Genomic DNA, 21,107 nt, shown 5'->3' on the forward strand with positions numbered 1-21,107 from the left:
TGCACGGCAGATTCAGGGCAGGGCCAGGGCCGGCGACTCGATGCCGCGTGCCCGGTCGATCTTCTCGGCCACCTTGAAGGCGGCATCCAACTCGCTGACGCCGTGCTGCTGCATGAGCTGGTAGCGCTCGGCCTTCTCTTCGGGTTCGGTCTGCGCGAGCGCGAGATACAGGCTCGGCGGCACGGCGCGGAAGAGCACCTCCATGCTCTTGGAGAGGATGACGCCCTCGGTGAACTTGCCCGCTTCCTTGCGTGCCGAAAGCATCAGCGCCTTCTGCGCCGGCGAGAGTTCGCGGAATCGTGCGATCTTCTCCACCTCGTCCGGCGGCATCGACAGGCAGATCCACCACTCGATCATGTTGAGCATGGGCTCTGCGGCGCGCGGCAGATCGTCGATGTTTTGCGTCGCCAGCCAGAACCAGGCGCCCAACTTGCGCCACATTTTTGTAATTTTCACGACATACGGCGCGAGCAGCGGGTTCTTCGTGATGATGTGGCCTTCGTCGGTCACGTTGATGATCGGGCGGCCGAGATACTGGTCACGCTCCGCGATGTTGTTCACCGTGCTGATGAGGCTGATGTACGCGATCGAGAGCTGCGCGTTGTAGCCCTCACGGGCATAGGTCGCGAGATCCACCAGCGTGATGTCGGCCTCGGGCCACGGCGTGCCGTCGCGGTCGAACATCTCGCCGTCCGTGCCTTGGCAGAACATGTCCATCGCGTCCGCCATCTCCAGCAGCCGCACGCGCCGCATCTCGGGCAACGTCGGGTCCTGGCCGCGGGTGCGCAGCGCATTGCGCACGTCGCGCGTGAGCACCGTGCGCTTCTCGGCCACGCAGTGCTCGGCGGCGTCGAGGATGCACTGGCGGATCAGCGAGCGGTCGGCGCGCGTCATCCTGGCTTCCTCCTTGTCCTCGCCGCCAGTGATCATCAGCCGCGCCGTGATCTCCAGTTCGCCCAGCACGTCGCGCTGTTCGTCCGCCTCCATGGCTGAGGCATCGGGTGGCAGGTCTTCGTCCAGCGCATCGGCATCGAGCGTTTGCACATCGCTGGGCGTTTCGATCAGCCGGCGCGCGTCGGCGAACGGCGCTAGGCTGATGCCCGATCCGGGGGCCAGCTTGACCCGATTCACGGTCAGGCCCAGGCGCCTGGCGAAGTCGCTGAACAAGCCGAAGCTATTGCCGGCTTCCACGATGAAGAGGCGCGGCCGATAAATGGCCGTGACCTGGTTCAGCAGATTGTTGAGCGTGGCCGATTTGCCGGAACCCGTCGGGCCGAACAGGAACAGGTGGGCGTTCATCTGCCGGTCCAGGCGATTGAGCGGATCGAAGGTGATCGGCCCGCCGCCGCGGTTGAACATCGTGATGCCTGGATGCCCCGTACCCTGGGCACGGCCCCACACCGGCGACAGGTTTGCCGCGTGCTGGGCGAACATCAGTTGCGTGTACCACCGGCGCCGATCCTTGCCGGGGTTGTAGCAGCACGGCAGCCAGCGCAGGTAGCTGTTGAGCGGCGCCACCTCATCATCCTCTCGCACCGGCTGCAAACCAGCGTTGAGCATCACGTTCGCCAGGTCCAGGCCGCGCCGATCCAGTTCCGCCTCGTCGCGCCCGCGCAGGTAGAACGCCAGCGTGCCCCGGTAGAGCTTGTGCGCGCTGCCGATCAGCGAGCGGGCTTCATGCACGTCCTTGAGCGTCTGCTCCGACGCCAGCGTCTCGCCCACGGCCTTCTTCGCCAGGTGGTTCAGATCCGATTCCAGGACATCCTGGGGCGTGGCAACCATCGTGAGACAAAGCAAGGTGTCTTCCGGCATCTGGTCGAACAGCGTGTTGATCGCATCGCCCTTGCGGGTCTCGCCGGTTAGATGTCCCGTGCCGGGCGGCATGCGCAGCCGGTCGGTGATCAGCACACGGTGCGGCATGCCGTCGAAGTACCAGGTGCCGTGCTCCACGTCGGAGCGTGGCTGGCCGAAGAACAGCCGCTGGCTGAAATCCCGCCCGCTCGCCAGTTCGATCTCGCCGGCCTCAGTCTCGTCCGGGTAGCGCGCCAGTGCGTAGAAGCGCTCCCGGTCCTCTGTACTGGGCCCGAGCATCGCGGGGCGCGGATTGAGCCACCGCAGCAGCCAGTCGTGGACGTCGGCTGCGACCATGCGCCGTGCCTGGATGCCGGCGTTCGCCAGCCCGCCACACAGGCGGTCGCAGACGATGTTCAGCATCTGCTCGGGCGTCTGGCCGCGGCGGCTTGCCTGCCCGGTGGCACGTCGATAGACCACCATGCGCACGCGCCGCGTCTGCCCGCGCCAGCGCAGCCGCGTGACCACCGTGTCCTCGAACAGGCCGCCGGGCTTGGCCACCGCACGCAGATGGTGGCCGAAGAAGCGCAGGTAGAACTCGGTGAACGCTGTCCCGCGGGCACGTGGCTGCACGTAGTCACGCAGGGTCTGCATGTACTGGTCGAAACTCGGCTCGTCCTGGGCATAGAGCTGGAGCACCCAGGGGTTCTCGTCCAGCTCATCGAAGCTGTCCTGCAGCGCGTTCTCCAAGGCGTCGCGGGCGTGGGCAAGCCAGCCCGGTTCCCGGCCCTCGGTCCCCAGCGGCACCAGCTCGAAGAAGGCCGCCACCGATTGGCCGTCCTCCAGCAACATGGACCTTGACTCGGGCAAGAACTCGACCCAGGGCAGCAGTTCCACGAAGGACGGTGCGACCTCGTACAGCGCCTGCTCGTCGGCCTCCGTCGCCGGTTTGCGGCCCCGGACTGCCGAGCCGGGTTCGGGGATGCCGGCTTGGCGCAAGGCCTCAATGTGGCGCTGCCAGCCGTCCGGCTGCTCGTCATCACCAGCGCCGGATGCGGCCAGCTTCAGCGCGGCCGGCTTAGGCCAGGGAAGTTTCCAGCGCATCAGTAGTCCTCCACGCGCTCACCCGGCATCGCGTACTGAATGCGCTGGTACAGCGGGAAGACGGTCGTGTAGCCGGGCACCGGCACGGGATCGGTGCCGGCCAGGTGCGGGTACACGTACATCACGAGATCGGGATTGGGCAGGCGCTGGAACTGGCGATGGACCTCGTTGCGCGCGGTGCGCGTGTAGCGCATCTGCTCGGCAGGTGCGGCCTGCATATCGGCGTCGGTCAGCGGCCGACGCAGGCTCTGGCGCGCATCGAGCAGTTGGCCGCCGGCGTTCCGTCCGGCTGCGCCACCGCCGTCCCCGGCCTCCTGCTGCCAGATGTCCATCATCGTGCGGTCACCGTGGGTCAGCAGCTTTTCCTTGCTGGTGGCGCAGCCGGCGAGCGCCGCGACGGCGAGGACCAGCGCCAGGCCACGGGCCAAGCTATTCAAGTTCGAGAGCATGGCTTTCTCCTGTGCGGTGATCGACCTTGCGGCCTTCGGGATCGAAGTCGATGGCGAGCGGCTTTTCGAGGTGGACGGCGACCTTCGCGCCGGGCTGGACATAGACGGCGGCGAACGCTTGGCCGTAGAGCTTGTTGACCCAGGCCGACATGTCCCGCACGCCGCCCGCCAGAATCTGGCCGACCGCCTCCTGGCCGCTGATGCCCACGGTGCCGATGGAGCCGTCCGAGCCGACATAGGACATGCGGCCGCTGTCGCTCTCGATGAGCGAGGCCACGCCGGCACCGGCCGCGGTGATCAGGGCCTGCGAGCCGAGGTACTGCTGGGCGTTGCTGCGCCGCTCGCCGCTGACGCAAGGAATGCCGTGGGGATCGCTGATCCAGCCCAAGCCATCGCGCTGCTGGTTGTTCTGCTGGTTTCCTTCGCGGTCTTCGGGGATCGTGCGAATCGTGCCGTCGTTGAAGACGAACGTGATGCTGCGCACCTGGCCGCGCACGCAAGAAAGCGTCCAGTCGCCCGAGGCGGTGCCGCTGAACACGGCGCCGGCCACATCGGGAATGTCGATGCCGTTCGCCGTGAGGTTGTCCGGCCCCACCAGCACCTTGAAGGGGTACGGGTCGTTGACGGTGCCGTCGATCGGCACACGCCCGATCAGCGCTGTCATCGCCACCGAGCCCATGAGCGTGGAGTTCGTGGGGACGGTATAGACGGGCTTTGCGGTCTTGACGCCCGCGGCGCGTGCCCCGGCGTTCGCCACGGTTTCCGCCGTGGTTTGCAACGTGCTCTGCTCGGGGCCGAAGCTCGTCGGGAAGCTCATGCCGCCAGCCGTGCCGCGCCCCCTGTTGCGTCCCTCGGCAGGCTTCGCGTCATCCGGTTCAACCCAGCGCATGCCGCCTTCCATCCCGGCCTCGTCGCCCCCCTGCAGCCCCAGGCCCACGGGCAGATCGGCATGGCTGCCACCGCGCTCACCAATGCTGTCCAGGCGCCGCTGTAGGTCGGCGAGTAGCCCTTCGGTCTGCTGGCGCGTGCTGGCCGCCTGCTCCTGGTCGCGCCGCAGGTTGGAGCGCTCGGACTCCAGCGCAGAGTTGATGCGCTGGTCGATCGAGTTCTCGCGCTGACGCAGGCGCTGGTTCTCTTCGCGCTGGGACTTGTTGTCCGAGAGCGCCGTCTGAAGCTCGGTGCGCAACTGCTTCACTTGGGCGACGAGCGTGGCCACGGTGTCGCGCGGGGTATCGCCTTCGATGCCCAACGCCTTCATTTCTTCTGGCGTGAGCTGGGCGCCGGCATCGCTAGCGGGCGGCGCCGACGTGCTTCCACCCGAGAACAGGCGGATGCCGACGAACAGCACCAGGATGGCGACGGGGATCATCAGCCACTTCAGGAGTCCGTTACTGCGCATGATCGGCCTCCTTGCGTTCGGTGGCTTCGGCTTCTGGCTGCGGCAGATGCACGGCTGGGTCGAAGCGGTGAATGGCCGGCAGCAGCGACTGCGCCAAGCCGTGCCCGCGCGTCACCAGGTACAGGACGGTCGTGTCCTCGGGCACGCCGTGCGGCCCGAGCGCCTCATGCTGGAAGGTCGCCGTCAGGAAATCGCCCTGCAGCACACGCGGATCAAGCGTGACCCAGCCGGCGCTGGTATTGGTCAGGCGCACGGCCGTCACCCATTGGTCTTCCAGACGCCACGACGCGAGCGCGAGTGCGCGCACGGGCAATGTCGGCATCAGCGTGCCGAGGTCCATGTCGCGGCGCAGGTTGATGCGCATGACGCCCGGCAGTGGCTCCACGGTGCGCAGCGGCGCGTAAAGGCTCTGCGCGGCGAAGCGGGTCAGCACCACGGGGATGGGGGTTTCGCGCCGCGCCGGCCGCGCACCCGACTGGTCCTGGGCGCGCGCCGGGGCCTCGGCACCGTTGGACTGATCGCCATAGCGAGCCGGAGTGCTGCTGTCCTCGACGATGCGCACCGGCTCCAGTTCGGCTTCGCCGTCCTTGGGCGCCTCGGCCGCAATGTCCAGCAGGATCAGCGCGCCGGTGTCGGCGTCCTGCAATTGCAGCCGCGTGGGCTCGATTGGCTCGCTGGCGCGCAGGTACACCGCGCCGCCTGCGCTCTGTACGCGCAGGCGTTCGCCCACGCCCGCAGGCACTCCGACGCGGACGTTGCGGTCGATGAACACGATCCGCTCCTGGCCGACCTTCAGCGGCACCGCCAACGGCATGCGTTCCCAGCGCAGGATCTCCACCGCCTGAGCGGCGGGGAACGCAGCCACGGCCAGCAGCCCCAGCAGCATGAGTACAGGGTGCTTCATGGGGTATTTCCTCCTTGAGGCGCGTGCGGAGACAGACCGCCGGATGCCGGGCGCGTCGGTTCCGGGGTGCTGATGCGCTGGGGCGTGCCGTCGTAGCAGTCGAGCGCCAGGCCGAAGGGGTTGCGTGCGGGGTCGATGTCCACCTTGGTGACTTTCACCGGGTAGCGCACCAGGGCGCGCTTTACCTGCTCCGCGCCGTAGTACTCGTCCGCCGTGATGTCCAGCGTCACCACCCAGTCGCGATCGGAGACCGTGCGCACGCGCGCCGTAGGGTCGTCGCCGTAGCCGCGGCCGGGGATTTCGTAGATGCCGCGCACGCGCTGGCGCAGCTCGCCCGTGCTGCGGCGGTAGTCGTAGTCCGCGCGCAGGAAGGCCTGGCAGGACGGCGTGAGGTACGGCGAGAGCGTGTGGAGGTTGCGGGCATAGTCCTCCTCGCCATTCGTGGGCCAACGGTTGAGGGTCTGGAACACGTAGAACGTGAACGCATAGACCGATTCGGGCGGCACCTCCCACCATTTCCGGGTGCTGCCGGAGCGCAGGTCGGGCGGGACATGGATGGTCAGATCGCGTGGCGCGCTCCACCAGCCGCCGCCCATCACGAGGGCGACGATGACCAGCGCGCCGGCACCCAGGCGAAGCGTCTTGATGTGCGCCTGCAGGTGAGCGATCTCGTTCTTGAAGCGGCTCATCGCGCACCCCTTGAAGCAGACCTGCGGGTGGTCCAGAAGCCGGAGCGCGAGATCAGCACATGGCCGCCCACCCAGCCCGCCATCAGCGGATGGCGCGTGGCGATGCGCCATTGCAGTTGCCGGTACAGCCAGGTGTCGGGGCGCCCGCGCTTCAGGCGCCGCAGGATGCCGCCGCCGATGAACACGCCCAGCGCCACGCCCAGCACAACGAACGTCGGCGCCAGCGCGATCGTGCGGAACATCCAGGACAACGGCGCGCCGACCAGCAGGCCGGCGGCGCCGGACAAGCCGCAGCAGATCCACAGCTCGTCGGCGGTGAGGCCGCGCACGACAACGGGGTGGCGGTTGAGCCGATGCGGAAGGAACGTCACGGTCCCGTCCGCACGGACGTGCTGCTGCTCGGACATACCGACCTCACTTACAGGATGCCGGTGGCTTCGGTGAGCAGCCAGATGCCGATCACGAGCAGCACGGCGCCGATGGCGACCGTGAGGCCGAACTGGCCCCACGTCTTGCGGCCGGTGTGGATCTCCGCGTAGGTGCCGTAGGCGTGGTAGCAGACGCCGATAAACATCGACGCCACCACCAGCAGGGCCACAAGCATGATGATGTCGTAGCCGTAGTTGCGGATCGTCTCCATGATGCCGTTGCCGGTGCCGCGCGTCGGGTTCTCCAACTGCGGCAGACCTTGCGCGAACGACAGCGCCGGCAGCGCGGTGGCGCCCAGGGCCACGGCGGCCCGCTGGGCGAGACGGGAAGTGAGGATGCGGTTTGGCATGGTCAGGCCTTTCAGGTCAGGAGAGGAGGAAGAAGGTCAGGACGAGGTACATCGCGACGAAGCGGATGCAGACACCGAGGAACTGGCGCTGGTTGAGGCGGCTCTCGGACCACCCCACGTAGGCCGTTCGGATGGCCCAGACGCCCCACACGAGCAGGACCGCGAACACGACGCCGACCAGGACGGTCGCCATCGCGGAAGGCGCGATGCCGCTGTTGGCTTGAAATGCCGAGACCTGTGCGCCGTTCATGGCTTGCCCTCCGCAGTCGTCGCCGGCAGCGGCTCGGACGCCCGCTCGGTGCGGTAGTCGCCGGCCAGTTCGGAGGGGTCGCGCGGCTGGGCGCGCGACGGTGTGAGAGGGGCTCGGATGCCAGCGCGCACGCGCGCCAGGTCAGCCAACAGCCTCGGGTAGTCGAAGTGGTAGCGCTCGCCCGGCGTGATGGGGGTATGCGCGGCGCTGTCCGCGACGGTGCGCTCCAGCGCGTCGAGCTGGCGCAGCGCGGCGATCAGTTCCTGGCGCTGCGCCGGGGACTCGGCCAACGCCATCGGGGACTGCCCCAGCACGAGGGCCGTCACGAGAAAATTGGGCACGCCGCGATGCGCGGCGCGCAGCCAGATCGAAGCCACCATCGCGCCATTCCTGTGTGATCAGCAATGGGTTGATCGTGGAGATCAGGGCTGTTTTAGGCCGCAAACAATAGGAACCTGCGGATGACCGGATTGATGGCTTAGAGGTACTTTTTGAAGCTGCCCGCGGTCAGGCTCACCGCGAGTCCCAGCAAGGCCGCGCTGGGCAGCAGAATCACCAGCGGATGCACCGAAATCGGCAGCGCGAGGTAGGTGACCCACGGCAGCACGGCTAGCGGCATCAACGAGGCTTTCGCACGGTGGTAGATGAAGCCCGATTCGCGGCCCGCGCCGAACCGGCGCACGTCGCGCCGCACCAGCCCGTCGATCAAGCCGACGAAGGCCGCGGTAAGGATCAGCGGTAGCGTGAGCACCAGGACCAGCAGGCGCACCAGGAACGTGAGCGTCGTGAAGGCTGCGGCGATCAGGTAGCTCTCGGCCCAGACATAGACCTGGCTGATGTAGTAGCGGAAGTTGCGCACGCCGTCCTGGCTCTTGCCCTGGCTGGGCGCACGGGCGCGCTCTGCGGTCTGGCTCGTGCGCTCCAGCAAGCCTGAGCGCACGAACACCCATTCGTAGCCGGTATCCACCAGTTGGTGTGCTGTACGCCCTGGCTCCTGCACGACCACGCTGCGCGTGAAGTGGTTCGACAGGTGCCCCAGCTCGTACTGCAGCATCTGCTGGGAATGCCGCCAGCCTTGATCCTTCCAGAACAAGTGCATGCCGACGCACTCCACCACGATCGAGAACAGCAGCGAGCCGATCAGCACCCCGAGCAGCCGGAACGGCAAGGTGATGGTGCCGACGATCAGGCCCTGGCGCTGGTTCTGCTCCCGTTGCGCGGTTGAGGCGGCATCCTTCATGGCGATGCCTCGTTGCCTGCGCTGTCCTCGGCGCCGGTGACCACCGCGCCAGGCTCGGCCGGAGCGGCGTCATCCAGCAGATCGTCGGGCAAGGACGCATCCTGCAAGGCCGGGGAACTGGTGAACTCCCACCACTGCGTGGCCTCGCTGTAGCTCCGGCGCATGTACCCCGCGAGTTGCTGCAAGTCCGCCGGCATCACTTCGTCCGGGTCCGGCGCCGGCAGCGGCATGCGCACCTTCCAAAGCTGGCCGCCCTGCAGCAGCGCGAAGCATTGGCCTTTGGGCAGGCCGACGACATGCGACGGCTCGATCATCGGTACGCTGGTGCTGCTGATCCGGTCCTGCGTGTTCGACGTGAAATCCGTCGCCCCACGGATGTCCGAGCTGTCGGTGGCGCCCGAGACGATGGTGGTCGTATAGACCTCGACCTTCGGCAACTGCCGGGTCAGCAGTTCGGCCGTGGCGGTCTCCCTGACCCTGAGCATGAACAGGTTGTTGAAATTTCCGATCACCTGGCCGGCCTTGGCCCGGTTGCCGATGCGGGCCTCGATGTCCGAGAGGGTCTGCGTGTACGCGGTAACCTGTAGCCCGGCACCACCGCCCTTGTTGATCAGCGGCACGAATTCGTCACCCATGAGTTCATTGAATTCGTCCGCATGGACATTGATCGGCACGCGCGCGCCGGCCGATGCACCCGGCAGGCCGTCGTCGATCCCGTGCTTGTAGATGTGGCCGGCGACCGACACGAGATCGCTGAACATCGAGTTGCCGACTGCGGCGGCGACCTCGGCGTCGGAGAGCGCATCCAGGCCCACATAGACGATGGCGCGCTTTCGGATGACCTGCATCCAATCGAAGATCGGACGTGGGTCGGCCAGGTCGGAGTAGTTCGGTGCCAGAAGCTGGGCGATCTTGCCGCTCGTGAGCTTCTCCAGCAGCGGCAGCAGCGATGCGACGATCTTGTCGAAATAGGTCTTGTCGTAGCGGACGGCACTGCGCAAGCCGTCGAGCACCGGGTCGTAGTTGCGCGCCTGGGAGAGGTACTGCTCCAGCGCCACGACGCGCTTCTCGCGCCCGATCATGTTCCTGGGGATGTTCTTCTCGTTGAGCTTGGCCTCGATCTGGACGATCACCTCCCAGGCCTTGGGCTCCGTCTTGGCGAAATAGTGCTGGGCGTACTCGATGAACAGCGCGTCGATGTTGATGACGTGGCGCTGGATCAGCATGTAGTCCGGGCGCTGCCCCAGTTCCACCAAGGCGCGCGCGATGATGTTGACGAACCGCCACGCGAACTCCCTGAAAGCGGCACTGTTGCCTTCGCCGGAGAGCTGCCCCGCGATGCGCGTCGCCACTTCCGAGATCCGGCCGAAGCGGCCCACGGCGTTGTAGCGGGCGCTGATTTCCGGCCAGCCCAGGTGGAAGATGTAGAACTCGCCTTCGCGGCCCGCGCGCTGGGCCTCGACGTACATCCGCTTCAAGAGATCGGCATCCCCCTTGGGGTCGATGACGATCACGACCTCGTGCTCGCCCGCGGCGTTCTTGCGGCGGATGTCCTGGGTGACGAACAACTCGGCGAGCCGCGTCTTGCCCACGCGCGTGGTGCCCAGCACCAGCGAATGCCCGACGCGCTCGCCCAGCGGCAGGCTGACATCCACCTCGTCGGGTTCGATGCCATGCAGCCGCGGCAGGCCGCCGACCGGCGGCAGCGGGCGCACCGGATTCATGGGCACGTCCCAGCCCGTGAGCGCGGGCAGCCGGGACAGCGGGAACGGCGCGAACTCCAGCCGTTCCTCCAGGCGCCTCGCCAGCCGGTAGGCCGGCGTCGGCTCCACGTACCGGCGAAACTCCGGCCGGTACGTCTGCATCAGCCTATGGGTGTGCTTCTGCTCCCAGAGGAACCCGCGCCCCACGAACAGCCGCTGCTGGCTGACCGGCACGTCCTTGCTCGTCATCACGTACCGCGGCAGGCGGCGGATGTTGCGCCGGTAGCGCAGGATGACGCGGGCATCGCGATAGCGGATTGCGCCGTAGGCGCCGAACGCCAGCGCGCTGCCGACGCCCATCGCTGGGCTCAGCGCGAGCGACCATGGGGCCACCAGGCACAGAAACGCGGCGCCTGCACACGCCGCGACGGTGTATAGCTCCACCGCTGGACGTAGCAGAACCTCGACCGGCTGTTTCCCCGACATGGCTTCATTGCTCGATGCCGGTGGCCGTGATCAGCGCCGGGTAGTGCCGCAGGCCCAGGCGATCGGCCAGGTCGTCTCCGGCCACGGGCGCGAGGGGCACGCCCGGCGCCAGGGTACGCAGCCGTGCCAGGCCCTGCACGGTCTCGACGTTGACCACCAGGCCGACCGCGCCGCGTTCGCGCAAAGCCGCGCCGCGCCGCTGCAACCAGGCCCGGGAAGCCTCGTCGTCGCCGATGACCGCGAACGGCCGCAGGCCGGGCGCTTCGATCACGCGCCGCGCGACGGTGCCGGGCGTGAGCTTGGTGCTGCGCACCGGCAGCATCGCGGCTTCGTCCGCTGGCGTGGCGGGAACCCGGGGCGTCGGGATGGGTGGCCGGGCCGGCGCGTTGGCGCGCGGCTGGAGGTTCAGGGCCTCGTAGTACGGCAGCGCCGACGTGCCGCCATGGTCCTCGACCACGATCAGCGGCTCGCCGGCACGCGAGGCCAGCGGCAGGCCTGCCAGCAGCACGAGCAGGACCGTGAATGCGAGATGGGCCGGATGGGGTTTCGTCATGGGGAGGTCTCCTGGCGCGCGGCGAGGACCGCGGCGGTTGGGCGTGCGCCCTGCACGCGGGCAAGGTGGCGGGACACGCTGCGCCGATAGCGGGCGGCGGGCTCGCCACCCGCAGGACGGTGGTAGCGGCCGATCGCCAGCAGCCAGTCCTCGCCGGAGGTGTGCTGCTCCTTCAGGATCTCGGCGGCGATGGCGAGGTTGCGGTACGGGTCCAGCAGGTCGCACGCGCTGGTGAAGCGGTGCTTGTGGTAGCCGAGGTTGATCTGGCCCAGGCCCGCGTCGATGCGCGTGTGCGGCGTGGCGCGCATCGCCTGCTGCAGGCCGGCGCAGGCATCGGCCCGCGTGGCGAAGCGGCGGGACTGGCCGGCGACGTTGAGGGACCACGGCCATGGGACGATGCGCCCGTTGCGCCGGAGGCCGCTCTCCTGCAAGGCCACGGCGTAGAGCACCGTCGAGGGGATGCCTGCGCGCTGGGCGGCAAGCTGGTAGGCCGGTGGCGGAACCTCCTGGGCATGGCCCGTGCAGGTGTACAGGCCAGCGGCGAGCACCAGTGCGCGCAAGAACTGCGATACGCGGGCGGCTACGGCTGGCGCTGCCATTGGCCGTTCACCTCGCGCACGGCGGCGGGCAAGTCACCGGACAGGCCGAGCGCCAACCAACGGCCACTGTCGTGGTTGAGCGTGATGCTGCCGGCCCGCACGCGCGCCGGGTCGATCTGCGCGCGCTTGGCCCAGTCCCGAATGCGCGCGTCGTCCTGGCGGCTGCCCACCATGTACAGGTCGAACTCCGCGCCCGAGGATTGCAGGCGCTGCACGAGCTGCCCGCAGGCGGCGCAGCCGTCCTTGACGAACACCGCCATGCGGCCGCTGCCGCGCGTGGCGACAGCGCCCGGCTTGTCATCAGGCAGGTTCACGCGCTGCATGCCCGGATTCAGACGCTGCCAGGCTTCGTCGTAGGCGCGCTGGTAGGCGAGCAGCTTCTCGACGCGGCGCGCTTCGACCTGCACCTGCAGTTCTGCGTAGCGCCGCCGCTCTTCGTCGGTGCGTGCCTCGATGCCCAGGGCGGAAAGCGGGTCCAGGTTGGGCGAGTAGATACCCAGCGGCCCGTCCATCAGCTCGCGGTAGCGTTCCCATTCCTGCCGTTGCAGACCCCATTCGCTGGCCGTCCGGTCGTCCAGCACGCGGGCGGCCAGCGGGCGCTCCTGGCTCTGTGCATTGCGCGCGGGTGCCGTGGCGGGTTGCTGCGCCCAGGCGGGCCACTGCACCGACGCCAGCACGAGTACGGAAAGGAGGATCGACGGCTTCATGGGGTGTGCTCCGGTCAGGGGATCGCCACGCGGCGCGTCTGGTCGCCGGCCTGGAACACCGCGGTGTTGCCCTCGACCGCCTGCAAACGCCATGGGCCGACCGCATCACCGGGCAGCAGCACCTGAAGCTGGTCGGGTGTGAGGTCCCCGGCTGTCGGCGCGACCGACACGCTGCGCTGGCCGGCGCGCAGTTCGGCGCCGACGACGCGGAACGGCAGTGGCGGCGGTTCGGCCTTGGAGGCGGCGGGCTTGCTTGGTGCGCGTGCTTGGACGGGCGCTGCGGCACGCGCGGCGGTCTGGCGTGTCTTGATCTGCTCGATCTCCGCGCGCAGTGCCTGAAGATCGTCGGCGGCGGCATAGCCGTTCAGCGACTTCTCCACCTGGGCGGCGCGCGCTTCCAGGATTTGGCGGGTATCTTTGAGGTCAGCGGCCGTTGCGACGGCAGGACGCTGCTGGATAGCCTCGATCGTCTCGGCCAGGCCAGTCGCCTGCGCTTCCAGGCGTTGCAGGCGTGAATCCAGCCGGTCCTGGTCGGTTTGGTCGCGCATCGCCAGGTAGCCGAGCGCCACGATGACGCTGAGGCCGATCAGCCAGAGCCAGAGCAGGCTTTGCACCACCACGGCGGCGGTCGGGCGCCGCGAAGGTTGCGGAGCATTCATGGCTGGCCTCCTGGAATGGAAGGCATCAGCGGGAAGGTCTGCACTGCATCGGCGGCGCTCGGCTCGGGCGTGGGTTCGACGGCCACGCGGTCGCCGGGCCGGTCGAAGCAAATCTGTCGGGCGCGGTCATCCGCGTGCAGTTCCCAGGCCGGCCCAGCCAGGGTGAGCAGTGCATCGCGCAAGGTCATGGGACCGAGATGCAGGTGCGCCGCCGGCAGCGGCAGCGCGTACAGTTCGATCACGGCATGCGCGGTCTGGCACAGGCCGTAGCCGCTGCGTTTGAGTACGTGCCGCAGCCCATCCCCGACCGTGGCGCGTGCATCCTCGGGCATGGACACGTCGATGGTCTGCAACAGCAGGTCGCGCTGCGCTGCCATGGGTGCCAGTTCGACCAGTGTGTAGCGGGCGTAGCGCACGACCGGGATGTACTCGGGCGCTTCGGGTTCGGGCGCGGCCGAGACTTCCTCGATGGTGTCGAGCGCGACCGGCGCAGTCGTCGTCGCGCAGCCACCGGCCAGCACCGACCACAGCAGGCCGAGAAATCCCGCCAGCAGGCGGCGTTCGGGATGGTGAAACCAGGGTGGAGAGGGGCACATAGCTCGGCGTCCTGAAACATCGAGCCCTCACCATCGCCGCTCTGGCCACGAACGGCAGCAAACAATGCGAACCACGCAGCGCCCGATTTACCGGGAGCGGAAAAAAAACGGCCCCGAAGGGCCGTAAGTGGAACGTGTCATGCGGCGACAAGCTGCCGGGCCAGTGCGACCTCGACGGAATCGCCGTCCTGGTTCAGGACATCGAGCCCCGATTCGGGCACGTCGCCCGAGGTGGACTGCGAAACCATGATCTTCTTGGCCATCAGCTCCAGGCAGGTCATCTGCGAAGTGGCAGCGTAGCCGAGGTAGATCACGCGCACGTGCTGTTTCTGCCCGATGCGCCAGGAGCGGCGTGCCGCCTGTTGAAGGCTATAGACGTTGTAGCCAGACTGCATGAACACAATCGTCGGGAAGTCCAACAGGTCCAATCCCGTCTTGACCAATTCGGGATTGGTGATGAGCACGTCGATGCCACGGTCCAGTTGCTCGGCGATCCAGTCCTCGCGACGACTGGCATCCACGCTTGCGCGCAGCACTGCCACCCGAAAACCTTCCTGCTCCAGCAGCACCTTCAGGCGCGACGTGGTGTCGCGCGTGCCGGTATAGACCGTGTAGGCGAGGACCTTGCGCCCCTGCGCCTTCTCCTCTTTGCAGATGTCGATCAGCTCACGCTCCTTGGGGCTGATCTCGAACTCGTTGAACTGAGCCGGGACGAACGCCAGGGTGTTGCGCGTGCGCGGATGCACCACGGTCTCCGACCGGAAGCAGCAATCCGGCCAGGCCAGCAGCACGTTGAGGACCACACCCAGCAAGGTCGTATCGCGTCGCGCCAGAGCCTGTTTCAGCTCCGCGGTCAGCCGACCCGCCAGATCGCGGTAGGCCGCGGCTTGCGCCGTGTCCATCGCGACTTCGCGGAACTCCTCGTCATACGGCGGCAGGACGTTGCCGCCGATGTCCTTGAGCTTGAGGAAGATCGTGAACGGCAGGATGCAACGAAGTACGCCCTTGGGGCCGAAGCCCGGGGCCTTGACCGTGCGCACCGATACCTTGGTGCCCTTGGCCGTCTTGTGCGCCGTGCCGGTGCTCTCGGAATAGATGTCCTTCAAGACCCCGTGATCGCGCATGAACGCCATCGCGGCCGAGGTCATGCTGCCGCTCGTGGTCGGGCGGTAGCCGTCTTCGATCATCCGCCCCGGAAGGGCTCGGAACAGCAGGTGAAAGAGATCATCACCATAGCCGCCCATCAGCGTGCCGGTCAGCAGCAAGGTCTTGCGAGCCTTCGCCGCCAGCACGCCCATGGCCTGGCCTTGGGCACTGCCACCGTTCTTGTACTCATGGGCCTCGTCGGCGACGAGCAGGTCGAACGTGCCTTGCGGAAGGTATCTCTTGATAAACTCGGACGGTTGGTAGCCGCCCTCACCGAAGCCAAACTCCATGCTGGCCATCGCACGTTCCATGCGCGTGGCCTGACGGTCGGAAAACACCAGCTCGCCGTTGCCGTCCATGAGGTTGATGAACTCATGCACGTTGTCCCCCAACATCGAGGCAAGGAAACCATCACCGAAGCGCTTCATGAGCTTCTGCGCGGTGATTTCCCCGATGGTCGGGATGCGCTTCAAGGCTTTGAGGACGGCCGAGGATTGGTCGCTGCCGGACAGGCTTCTCGGGCGGATCAGCGTCCACAGGGGCGCAGCGCAATGGCCACACTTCCTGCGGTACTCCTCGGCTTCGAGCGCGACCGGGTTGACCGGCTCGCCGTCGAGGTCGGTGATGACCGTGCCGCAGTCCGGGCACGCTGCCACGTCGCCGTGGCGGGTGCGCCGCGTGGTGAAGACGGGCTTCCAGTGGAAGCCCATCCGCATCCTCACGCGGCCCAGGACGAAGAACTCCTGACCCGTGGGCTGCACACCCAACTGCTCACGCAGCTTGATGAGCTTGACGAGCGTATCCGGCCCGTTGAGCACCCACACTTTGGCGCCCGCTACCGTCTCCTGGATCTCGCGCCGCCACTTGTAAACAAGGTGCGGTGGCGAAAGCACCAGGGTGCGGCGGTAGCCTTCGGCGTTGAGGACGGCGGCCGTGGCGATGCCGACGGTCGTCTTGCCGCAGCCCATCTCGCCGTTGACGATCGCGGCGCGTTCGCCACGGTCGATCAGCAGTTCGGCAGCAGCGTGGACGACTTCGGCCTGGGCCGGGAACAGCTTGCGCTTGAGGCTGGCGACGATGACTTGCCGGTGCGCCTGCGGTTGGCCGGTATAGACCGGCGGATTGGCGCTGTTGAGGGCGTCGAGCAGTTCGTCGCCGAACTCGCCGACGAAATCCTGAAGGCTCAGGGTCAGAGGGTTGGATTCCGCGTCGAGCAGTTCGCCCTGCACGGGCGTGGCTTCAGCGGTAGTGGTTTCGAGATCGAGGGACATGGTGATGCTCCAAAGAAAATGGGGCATGCACCACCCCCAACGGGGCAATGGCATGCCCCGGAGTGGGAAGAGAATCGGCGCGTGGCCGAAGGTTGAAGGTGCGGGCCTGGGTGGCCTGCGGGTGAACCGTGCTCAGTCCTCGGACGGTAACACGATGACGGTGGCGCTGCGCTGCGCGTCGGTAACGATGCGAATGGCCAGCCCTGGGTGGATCACGTAGTGCGACTCCAGCGAAGCACCTGATTGAAGCGCGGTGCTGTTGGCCTGCCATTGCTGGACGTTGACGTCTCCCCAGTCGCCACGGGTGTGGCGCCTGAAGTACGGGATCGGGTCGAGCCGACCTGCGCGGACCAGGTGGTCAACGGCTCTGCTGAAGATAAGCGCCCCGATGGGGAACGCCAGCCTCTGGCAGTAGGTTTCGATGCGATGTGATGCCATGGGCTCCTCCTTGAAAGGTTATTGAGCCACGACACCCCTGGCGGAGTGAAGTGGCTCCGTCAGGTGGATGGGATGACGAGGCGGTGCCTTCAGATCAGGTCGCGCTCTTCGGGAAGCTGGACCACCGTGGTCTGGTGGTCTTCGCTGGTCTTCACGATCAACACCAGTTCCGGCGTGATCCGGTACTGGGAGATCATCAGGTTGTCCTGATCGAGTGCGACATCGTTGGCCTGGCGGGTGGCCTCGTCGATCTCGCCCCAGTCGCCGCGCACGTGGCGCTGCACATAGGACAAGGGGTCGATGAGACCTCGGCGGGCCAGCCAATGCACCTTCTCGCTCAACTGCAACGAGGCCGGTGCGAACAAGGGTTGCTTGTGCGGCGCGGGCCGCTTGAACGGATTGGGGAACATGGTGTTTCTCCTTCGATGAAGTGCAGCGGGACGTCGGGCGTCCGGTGGATCAGCGGATGGTCAGCACCTCGCCCCGTGTCGGGGAGCCAGGCGTCATGTCCCATGCGCGGATGACGGGCACGAACTTGTCGGTGAGGATGCGGGTCTCGGCGATGGAGCCGTCTTCCCGTTCGGTGAATTCCCGCTGGAGCGTCTTGTCCTTGTGGGTGTCACCTTTGACGACGAGCACGCGCCCGGTCTTGGAGCGCACAACCCCCGAGATCGCGCCCGCGGCCAGAGCCAGGGCGAGATGCCAGTGGGACAAGGCCCGCGCCGGTGGACGCAGCGACTGCTGCGCGGCCCCCAGGTGCGTGTCCAGCGACGGCCAGAGGCCTTGCAGCCTGCCGACTTCATCGGCGAACTGCTCGGGCTCCATCGTCACGCGGAAGAAATACTCCGGCTCGGCCGGACTGGCGGGGACGATGTACGGCAGGAACGGCCAATCGCTCGGCAGTTCCTCGGGTTCGACTTCGCCAAGCCCAATCTGCAGCAGCAGATTGCGCACGGCCTTGCCCGAATCCGACGCCAGCTCGCGCTGGCGCACCCGGCGTCCGAAGATCACCACCTGCTTGAACTGCGTCTCCACCGCTCGGTAGATGCGCAGGTCCGTGTAGTGGCGTGTCAGCCAGCCGACCAGTTCCGCGTCGAGCACGTAGCCGGGGACGATGAAGACCAGAACGCCGCCGTATTGCAGCAACGACAGACTGCGCTGATAGAACAGCTTTTCGAGGCGGGCACGTCCCTGACCTTGGTAGCCGATGTTGCCGTTGACGTCCTTGGACAGGTCGCCATACGGCGGGTTGAGCCAGAGCAGCCCGAACGACTGCTTGGAGACCATCGTGTCCATCAGGTCCGCGTGCAGGCAGTGATCGACCAGGCCGCGGGCATGGCGTGCCCGCTCCGCGTCGAACTCGACGGCGAACGCCTTGGCCTGCTCGCGCCCGAGGGCATGGGCGGCTTCGGCGATCGCCACGCCTTCGCCGGCGCAGGGATCGAGGATGCACATCGGCCCGTCGCTGGGCATCAGTGCGTTGAGGGCTCTTTCGAGCGTGGGTTCGTCGGTCGGGTAGTAACCGTTCTTGGCGAAATTGCGGGCGAGCCGCGGGAACATGAGGGCCATGGAAGTCTCCTGGTTGGCGGGAAGGAATGGCGGAAGCACGCCAAGGCGTGCCTCCGAGGGTGGGTCAAGCCGCTACCGCTTCCGGCGTCCAGATCTTGGCCGGATAGGGATAGGCGGTGAGCACGTCACTGCGGATCAGGGAACCCAGCGCCAGGGTCAGCGCCGGCACGTCGATGGCGAGCCGATGGCCTTCCAGTGGCCCGTGGGCGAACGGAAGGCGGGCCAGCATCTCGCGGGTTTGCAGCAGTTCCAGCACGGTCTCGCGCCAGTGGTCGAGCAGCGGCAACGGGCAGGTGTCCCGCACCAGCATCCACAGGCGGTCAAGCCGGTGGGCGCTATCGCGTGGCAGCAATGCCAGCGCGCTGGCGTTGGCCTTGTCGGGCTTGACGCAGCGCCGGTCGAACAGCCACACGTTGGAGAGCGATCCGAACAGCGTTCGCCGGTAGGCGCGCGTGATGCGCTTTTCCAGTCGATCGACGTTGCCGATGAACACCGGGACGCTGCCGCCCTGGTTGGTGATGACGTGGAACTGGTCCAGTCCTTGCTCGTCGCGCCCGAGGGTCAGGCGAGCGAGGAACTGCTGGACGGCGGTGTCGCGTGCCCAGATGGACAGGAAGATCAGGTTGCCCTGGTCATCGCCGACGCAGGCGTCGGCCATCACGTCCGGGCATTCGTCGATGCGGTACAGCGTGGAAGAAGTGTTTGCGGGCATGGTGGTGTCCTCGGATGAACGGGAACAGCACCGCCCCCCTGGGGCAAGTACTGCCCCAGGGGGTGGGAGAAAGTCGCTCAGTCCGGCTCGAACTGCCGGGTGTGCGGATTGAAGTGAAGCGCCTCGTCCACCGCGGTGATCGGCGTGAAGCCGTCCAGGTAGATGTTGTTGAGGTACTGGTCGCGGTAGGTCAGTGCCTGCCGTGCCTGCTCCTCGGTGAGGCCGTTGTCGATGAAGTACCCCAGCATTTCCTCGTCGGAGGAAACTTCGTCGTTGGACAAACTGCCTTCAACGAGTTTCAACAGCGAGGCGGGGAGCGCAGCCAGGATCGGGTCCATGTCGGTTCCTCCTGGCTCAGGCCAACAGCGCCGCGGCGGGTGCCGTGGATGCCGTGGGGGTGCGCCGCCGCGCGTGGTAGGCGCGAACGCCTGCACGCCAGTCGGCGGACTGCTCCGGCGCCATGTCGAGGTAGCTCAACGGGCACGAGTAGTAGTACGGGTGCATGGACTCGTCCAGCGGCTTGTAGCCCCACTGGTTGCCGCTGCGTTCCAGCAGATCGCAACGGATGTAGCGCAGGGACTGGCCCGGTGCGAGATCACGATGCACGCCTTCGGCCCTGGCCGTCACTTCCGCGACGGACCAGAGGACGTTGCCGCGCAGCGCGTGGGCGATGACCTTGACGCTGGCGCGCTCGGTCACTTGCGGTGCGATCAGTTCCGCGATCAATTCAGACCGCGATTGGGGGGAGAAATACCAGCCCATGAGAGGCCTCCTGAAGAATGGAGCCGGAAGCCTCCCCGTGGGGGAGAACCCCCAGCGGGTGATGGAATGCCGCGTGTGCGACGAAGGAACCTATGCTTTGCCCTCAGTCCCAGTCGTCATCGTCGCGATCACAACCGGCCGGGCAGTAGCCGAACTCGATCCCATGCGAGCAGTAGCCATGCTCCGCATTCCAGTCCTGGGTTTCCTGCCGTTCGGCCGGTGTTGCGTAGTCCCATTCCTGTGCGATCTTCAGCGCCTGTGCGCGCTGTTCTTCCGGCAATCGACCGAGTTGCGCGTCGATCGCCGAACTGAAGCGTTCGACGTAGTAGTCGTGAGACAGTCCGCAACCCTTGGTGGCTTGTGCGGCTGCCGTCTCGCAGAGAGCCCGCCACGCGGGTTCATCCAGCGCGGAGCGGGGGATATCGCAAGCGATGGTGGACATGATGAAGACCTCCAGAAGATGGCCAGGGCCTCCCCCGCATGGGGAAGGAACCCCGGCGGGTGGATGAAGAACACCGCGCATGCGGCGTCTACGATCACGCAGGTTGCAGTTCGGCCTGGCGGCTCCACTCCTGCGTCTTGAAGTCCAGCGCGTAGCCCAGCTCGCCCAGGCGGGCGATCTGTGCACGCAAAGCGCGGCGGTCGATGGTCGAATCCAGTTTCACGGACTCGCCCAGCGGCCACAGCAGGCCGAAGAGCGCGGGGTCACCGTCTTGGGTGCTGCCGGGGGCAGCAGCCTCAGCAGGTGGCGGCGCATCCACGCCAAAGGGCGTGGTATCGACCATCGGGTCCGCGGACGCCTGCACGGGTGCGGGCTTGGCGGGCCTGGACGCTTTGGTCGGCTTGGCCGGCGTTGTCGCAGGCTGCGCCCCTTGCTCTTCATCGAGCGGATCGACGTCCTGGGTGGCGAAGCTGCGGGCTTCGTCGCGGCTGAGTTTGTCGATGCCGTTGAGCGTCATGCCGTCGAGGCTGGCACGGATCTCGAACCGCATGCCGCCGCCGACCGGATAGGACTTCGGGAAGATGTACCTGATGATGAATTCCCCGTCGTACTTGCCTTCGGGGTACTGCTCCAGCTCCGGGTCTTTGACCTCGAAAGTACCGAGGTGCGTGGCGAGGCGGCCAACCGTGAACGGGCCGTTCTTGCCGCGGATGGTACGCAGCGTGAGCTGGCCGGGGACGACGATGGGCGCAACCGATTTCTCGGAAGCCGATGGGGTTGCCATGATGGTTCTCCTGATGATGAATGACGGGCCGCCGACGGCACCCGGTGGATGAGAGGAAATGGCCTCGCCCGAGGTG

Annotated in this window: 25 protein-coding genes; all 25 read right to left on the minus strand. The window is 67.1% G+C overall.

The annotated features are described in order from the left end of the window. Window positions 1-12: 12 nt before the first annotated feature. Window positions 13-2,895 carry a conjugative transfer ATPase gene (locus tag C513_RS0109180; RefSeq protein WP_003050106.1) on the minus strand — a complete coding sequence of 961 codons (2,883 nt, stop codon included), beginning with the start codon at window positions 2,893-2,895 and terminating at the stop codon, window positions 13-15. Beyond that, a complete protein-coding gene (locus tag C513_RS0109185) occupies window positions 2,895-3,344 on the minus strand; it encodes a TIGR03751 family conjugal transfer lipoprotein (protein WP_003050109.1) in 450 nt (149 codons plus the stop codon). Before C513_RS0109185 ends, C513_RS0109180 begins: the two co-directional genes overlap by 1 nt. Then, window positions 3,325-4,743 carry a TIGR03752 family integrating conjugative element protein gene (locus C513_RS0109190; RefSeq protein ID WP_018715750.1) on the minus strand — a complete coding sequence of 473 codons (1,419 nt, stop codon included), beginning with the start codon at window positions 4,741-4,743 and terminating at the stop codon, window positions 3,325-3,327. Before C513_RS0109190 ends, C513_RS0109185 begins: the two co-directional genes overlap by 20 nt. Beyond that, complete coding sequence (locus C513_RS0109195; protein WP_013520785.1) at window positions 4,733-5,647, minus strand: TIGR03749 family integrating conjugative element protein; 915 nt, start codon at window positions 5,645-5,647, stop codon at window positions 4,733-4,735. The genes C513_RS0109190 and C513_RS0109195 overlap by 11 nt, the downstream gene beginning before the upstream one ends. Next, window positions 5,644-6,336, minus strand: a complete 693-nt coding sequence (locus C513_RS0109200; protein ID WP_013520784.1) for a PFL_4703 family integrating conjugative element protein — start codon at window positions 6,334-6,336, stop codon at window positions 5,644-5,646. The genes C513_RS0109195 and C513_RS0109200 overlap by 4 nt, the downstream gene beginning before the upstream one ends. After that, window positions 6,333-6,743: a TIGR03750 family conjugal transfer protein gene (locus tag C513_RS0109205; RefSeq protein WP_013520783.1), complete on the minus strand. Its 411-nt coding sequence runs from the start codon at window positions 6,741-6,743 to the stop codon at window positions 6,333-6,335. Before C513_RS0109205 ends, C513_RS0109200 begins: the two co-directional genes overlap by 4 nt. Before the next feature lie 11 nt (window positions 6,744-6,754). Next, a complete protein-coding gene (locus C513_RS0109210; RefSeq protein ID WP_013520782.1) occupies window positions 6,755-7,114 on the minus strand; it encodes a TIGR03745 family integrating conjugative element membrane protein in 360 nt (119 codons plus the stop codon). A 16-nt stretch (window positions 7,115-7,130) separates the two neighbouring features. After that, a complete protein-coding gene (locus tag C513_RS0109215) occupies window positions 7,131-7,364 on the minus strand; it encodes a TIGR03758 family integrating conjugative element protein (protein WP_013520781.1) in 234 nt (77 codons plus the stop codon). After that, the gene (locus C513_RS0109220) at window positions 7,361-7,744 is read right to left on the minus strand and encodes an integrative conjugative element protein, RAQPRD family (protein ID WP_018715752.1); all 384 of its coding nucleotides are present in this window, start codon (window positions 7,742-7,744) and stop codon (window positions 7,361-7,363) included. Before C513_RS0109220 ends, C513_RS0109215 begins: the two co-directional genes overlap by 4 nt. Before the next feature lie 98 nt (window positions 7,745-7,842). Further along, window positions 7,843-8,604: a TIGR03747 family integrating conjugative element membrane protein gene (locus C513_RS0109225; RefSeq protein WP_013520779.1), complete on the minus strand. Its 762-nt coding sequence runs from the start codon at window positions 8,602-8,604 to the stop codon at window positions 7,843-7,845. Beyond that, on the minus strand, window positions 8,601-10,793 hold the full coding sequence (gene traD / locus C513_RS0109230) for a type IV conjugative transfer system coupling protein TraD (protein ID WP_013520778.1): 2,193 nt from the start codon (window positions 10,791-10,793) through the stop codon (window positions 8,601-8,603). The genes C513_RS0109225 and traD overlap by 4 nt, the downstream gene beginning before the upstream one ends. 4 nt (window positions 10,794-10,797) lie before the next feature. Further along, complete coding sequence (locus C513_RS0109235) at window positions 10,798-11,346, minus strand: integrating conjugative element protein (protein WP_013520777.1); 549 nt, start codon at window positions 11,344-11,346, stop codon at window positions 10,798-10,800. Next, window positions 11,343-11,945, minus strand: coding sequence for a transglycosylase SLT domain-containing protein (locus tag C513_RS0109240; RefSeq protein WP_013520776.1), 603 nt, complete (start codon window positions 11,943-11,945; stop codon window positions 11,343-11,345). The genes C513_RS0109235 and C513_RS0109240 overlap by 4 nt, the downstream gene beginning before the upstream one ends. Further along, window positions 11,927-12,652, minus strand: coding sequence for a TIGR03759 family integrating conjugative element protein (locus C513_RS0109245; protein WP_013520775.1), 726 nt, complete (start codon window positions 12,650-12,652; stop codon window positions 11,927-11,929). Before C513_RS0109245 ends, C513_RS0109240 begins: the two co-directional genes overlap by 19 nt. A gap of 14 nt (window positions 12,653-12,666) precedes the next feature. Then, window positions 12,667-13,311: a hypothetical protein gene (locus tag C513_RS0109250; protein WP_013520774.1), complete on the minus strand. Its 645-nt coding sequence runs from the start codon at window positions 13,309-13,311 to the stop codon at window positions 12,667-12,669. Then, window positions 13,308-13,907, minus strand: coding sequence for a PFGI-1 class ICE element type IV pilus protein PilL2 (gene pilL2 / locus C513_RS0109255; protein WP_013520773.1), 600 nt, complete (start codon window positions 13,905-13,907; stop codon window positions 13,308-13,310). Before pilL2 ends, C513_RS0109250 begins: the two co-directional genes overlap by 4 nt. A 137-nt stretch (window positions 13,908-14,044) precedes the next feature. Next, window positions 14,045-16,324 (minus strand): helicase-related protein, encoded by a 2,280-nt coding sequence (locus C513_RS0109260; RefSeq protein WP_013520772.1) that lies wholly within the window; start codon window positions 16,322-16,324, stop codon window positions 14,045-14,047. Between the two features lie 132 nt (window positions 16,325-16,456). Continuing rightward, window positions 16,457-16,762, minus strand: a complete 306-nt coding sequence (locus C513_RS0109265; RefSeq protein ID WP_013520771.1) for a hypothetical protein — start codon at window positions 16,760-16,762, stop codon at window positions 16,457-16,459. Window positions 16,763-16,851: 89 nt separating this feature from the next. Next, window positions 16,852-17,172 (minus strand): hypothetical protein, encoded by a 321-nt coding sequence (locus C513_RS0109270; RefSeq protein WP_003050315.1) that lies wholly within the window; start codon window positions 17,170-17,172, stop codon window positions 16,852-16,854. 49 nt (window positions 17,173-17,221) lie between these two features. Continuing rightward, window positions 17,222-18,370, minus strand: coding sequence for a DUF6094 domain-containing protein (locus C513_RS0109275; protein ID WP_256959041.1), 1,149 nt, complete (start codon window positions 18,368-18,370; stop codon window positions 17,222-17,224). Window positions 18,371-18,395: 25 nt separating this feature from the next. Continuing rightward, on the minus strand, window positions 18,396-19,043 hold the full coding sequence (locus C513_RS0109280) for a hypothetical protein (protein WP_018715754.1): 648 nt from the start codon (window positions 19,041-19,043) through the stop codon (window positions 18,396-18,398). Window positions 19,044-19,120: 77 nt separating this feature from the next. Next, the gene (locus tag C513_RS0109285) at window positions 19,121-19,381 is read right to left on the minus strand and encodes a hypothetical protein (protein ID WP_018715755.1); all 261 of its coding nucleotides are present in this window, start codon (window positions 19,379-19,381) and stop codon (window positions 19,121-19,123) included. A 16-nt stretch (window positions 19,382-19,397) separates the two neighbouring features. Continuing rightward, the gene (locus C513_RS0109290) at window positions 19,398-19,805 is read right to left on the minus strand and encodes a hypothetical protein (RefSeq protein ID WP_018715756.1); all 408 of its coding nucleotides are present in this window, start codon (window positions 19,803-19,805) and stop codon (window positions 19,398-19,400) included. Window positions 19,806-19,908: 103 nt separating this feature from the next. Then, window positions 19,909-20,247, minus strand: a complete 339-nt coding sequence (locus C513_RS0109295) for a hypothetical protein (protein WP_018715757.1) — start codon at window positions 20,245-20,247, stop codon at window positions 19,909-19,911. A gap of 94 nt (window positions 20,248-20,341) precedes the next feature. After that, window positions 20,342-21,031, minus strand: coding sequence for a DUF3275 family protein (locus C513_RS0109300; RefSeq protein WP_003050344.1), 690 nt, complete (start codon window positions 21,029-21,031; stop codon window positions 20,342-20,344). Window positions 21,032-21,107 lie beyond the last annotated feature (76 nt).

Origin of the sequence: Allobrachymonas chironomi DSM 19884, assembly GCF_000374625.1 — a bacterium.
Classification (GTDB): Bacteria; Pseudomonadota; Gammaproteobacteria; order Burkholderiales; family Burkholderiaceae_C; genus Brachymonas; species Brachymonas chironomi.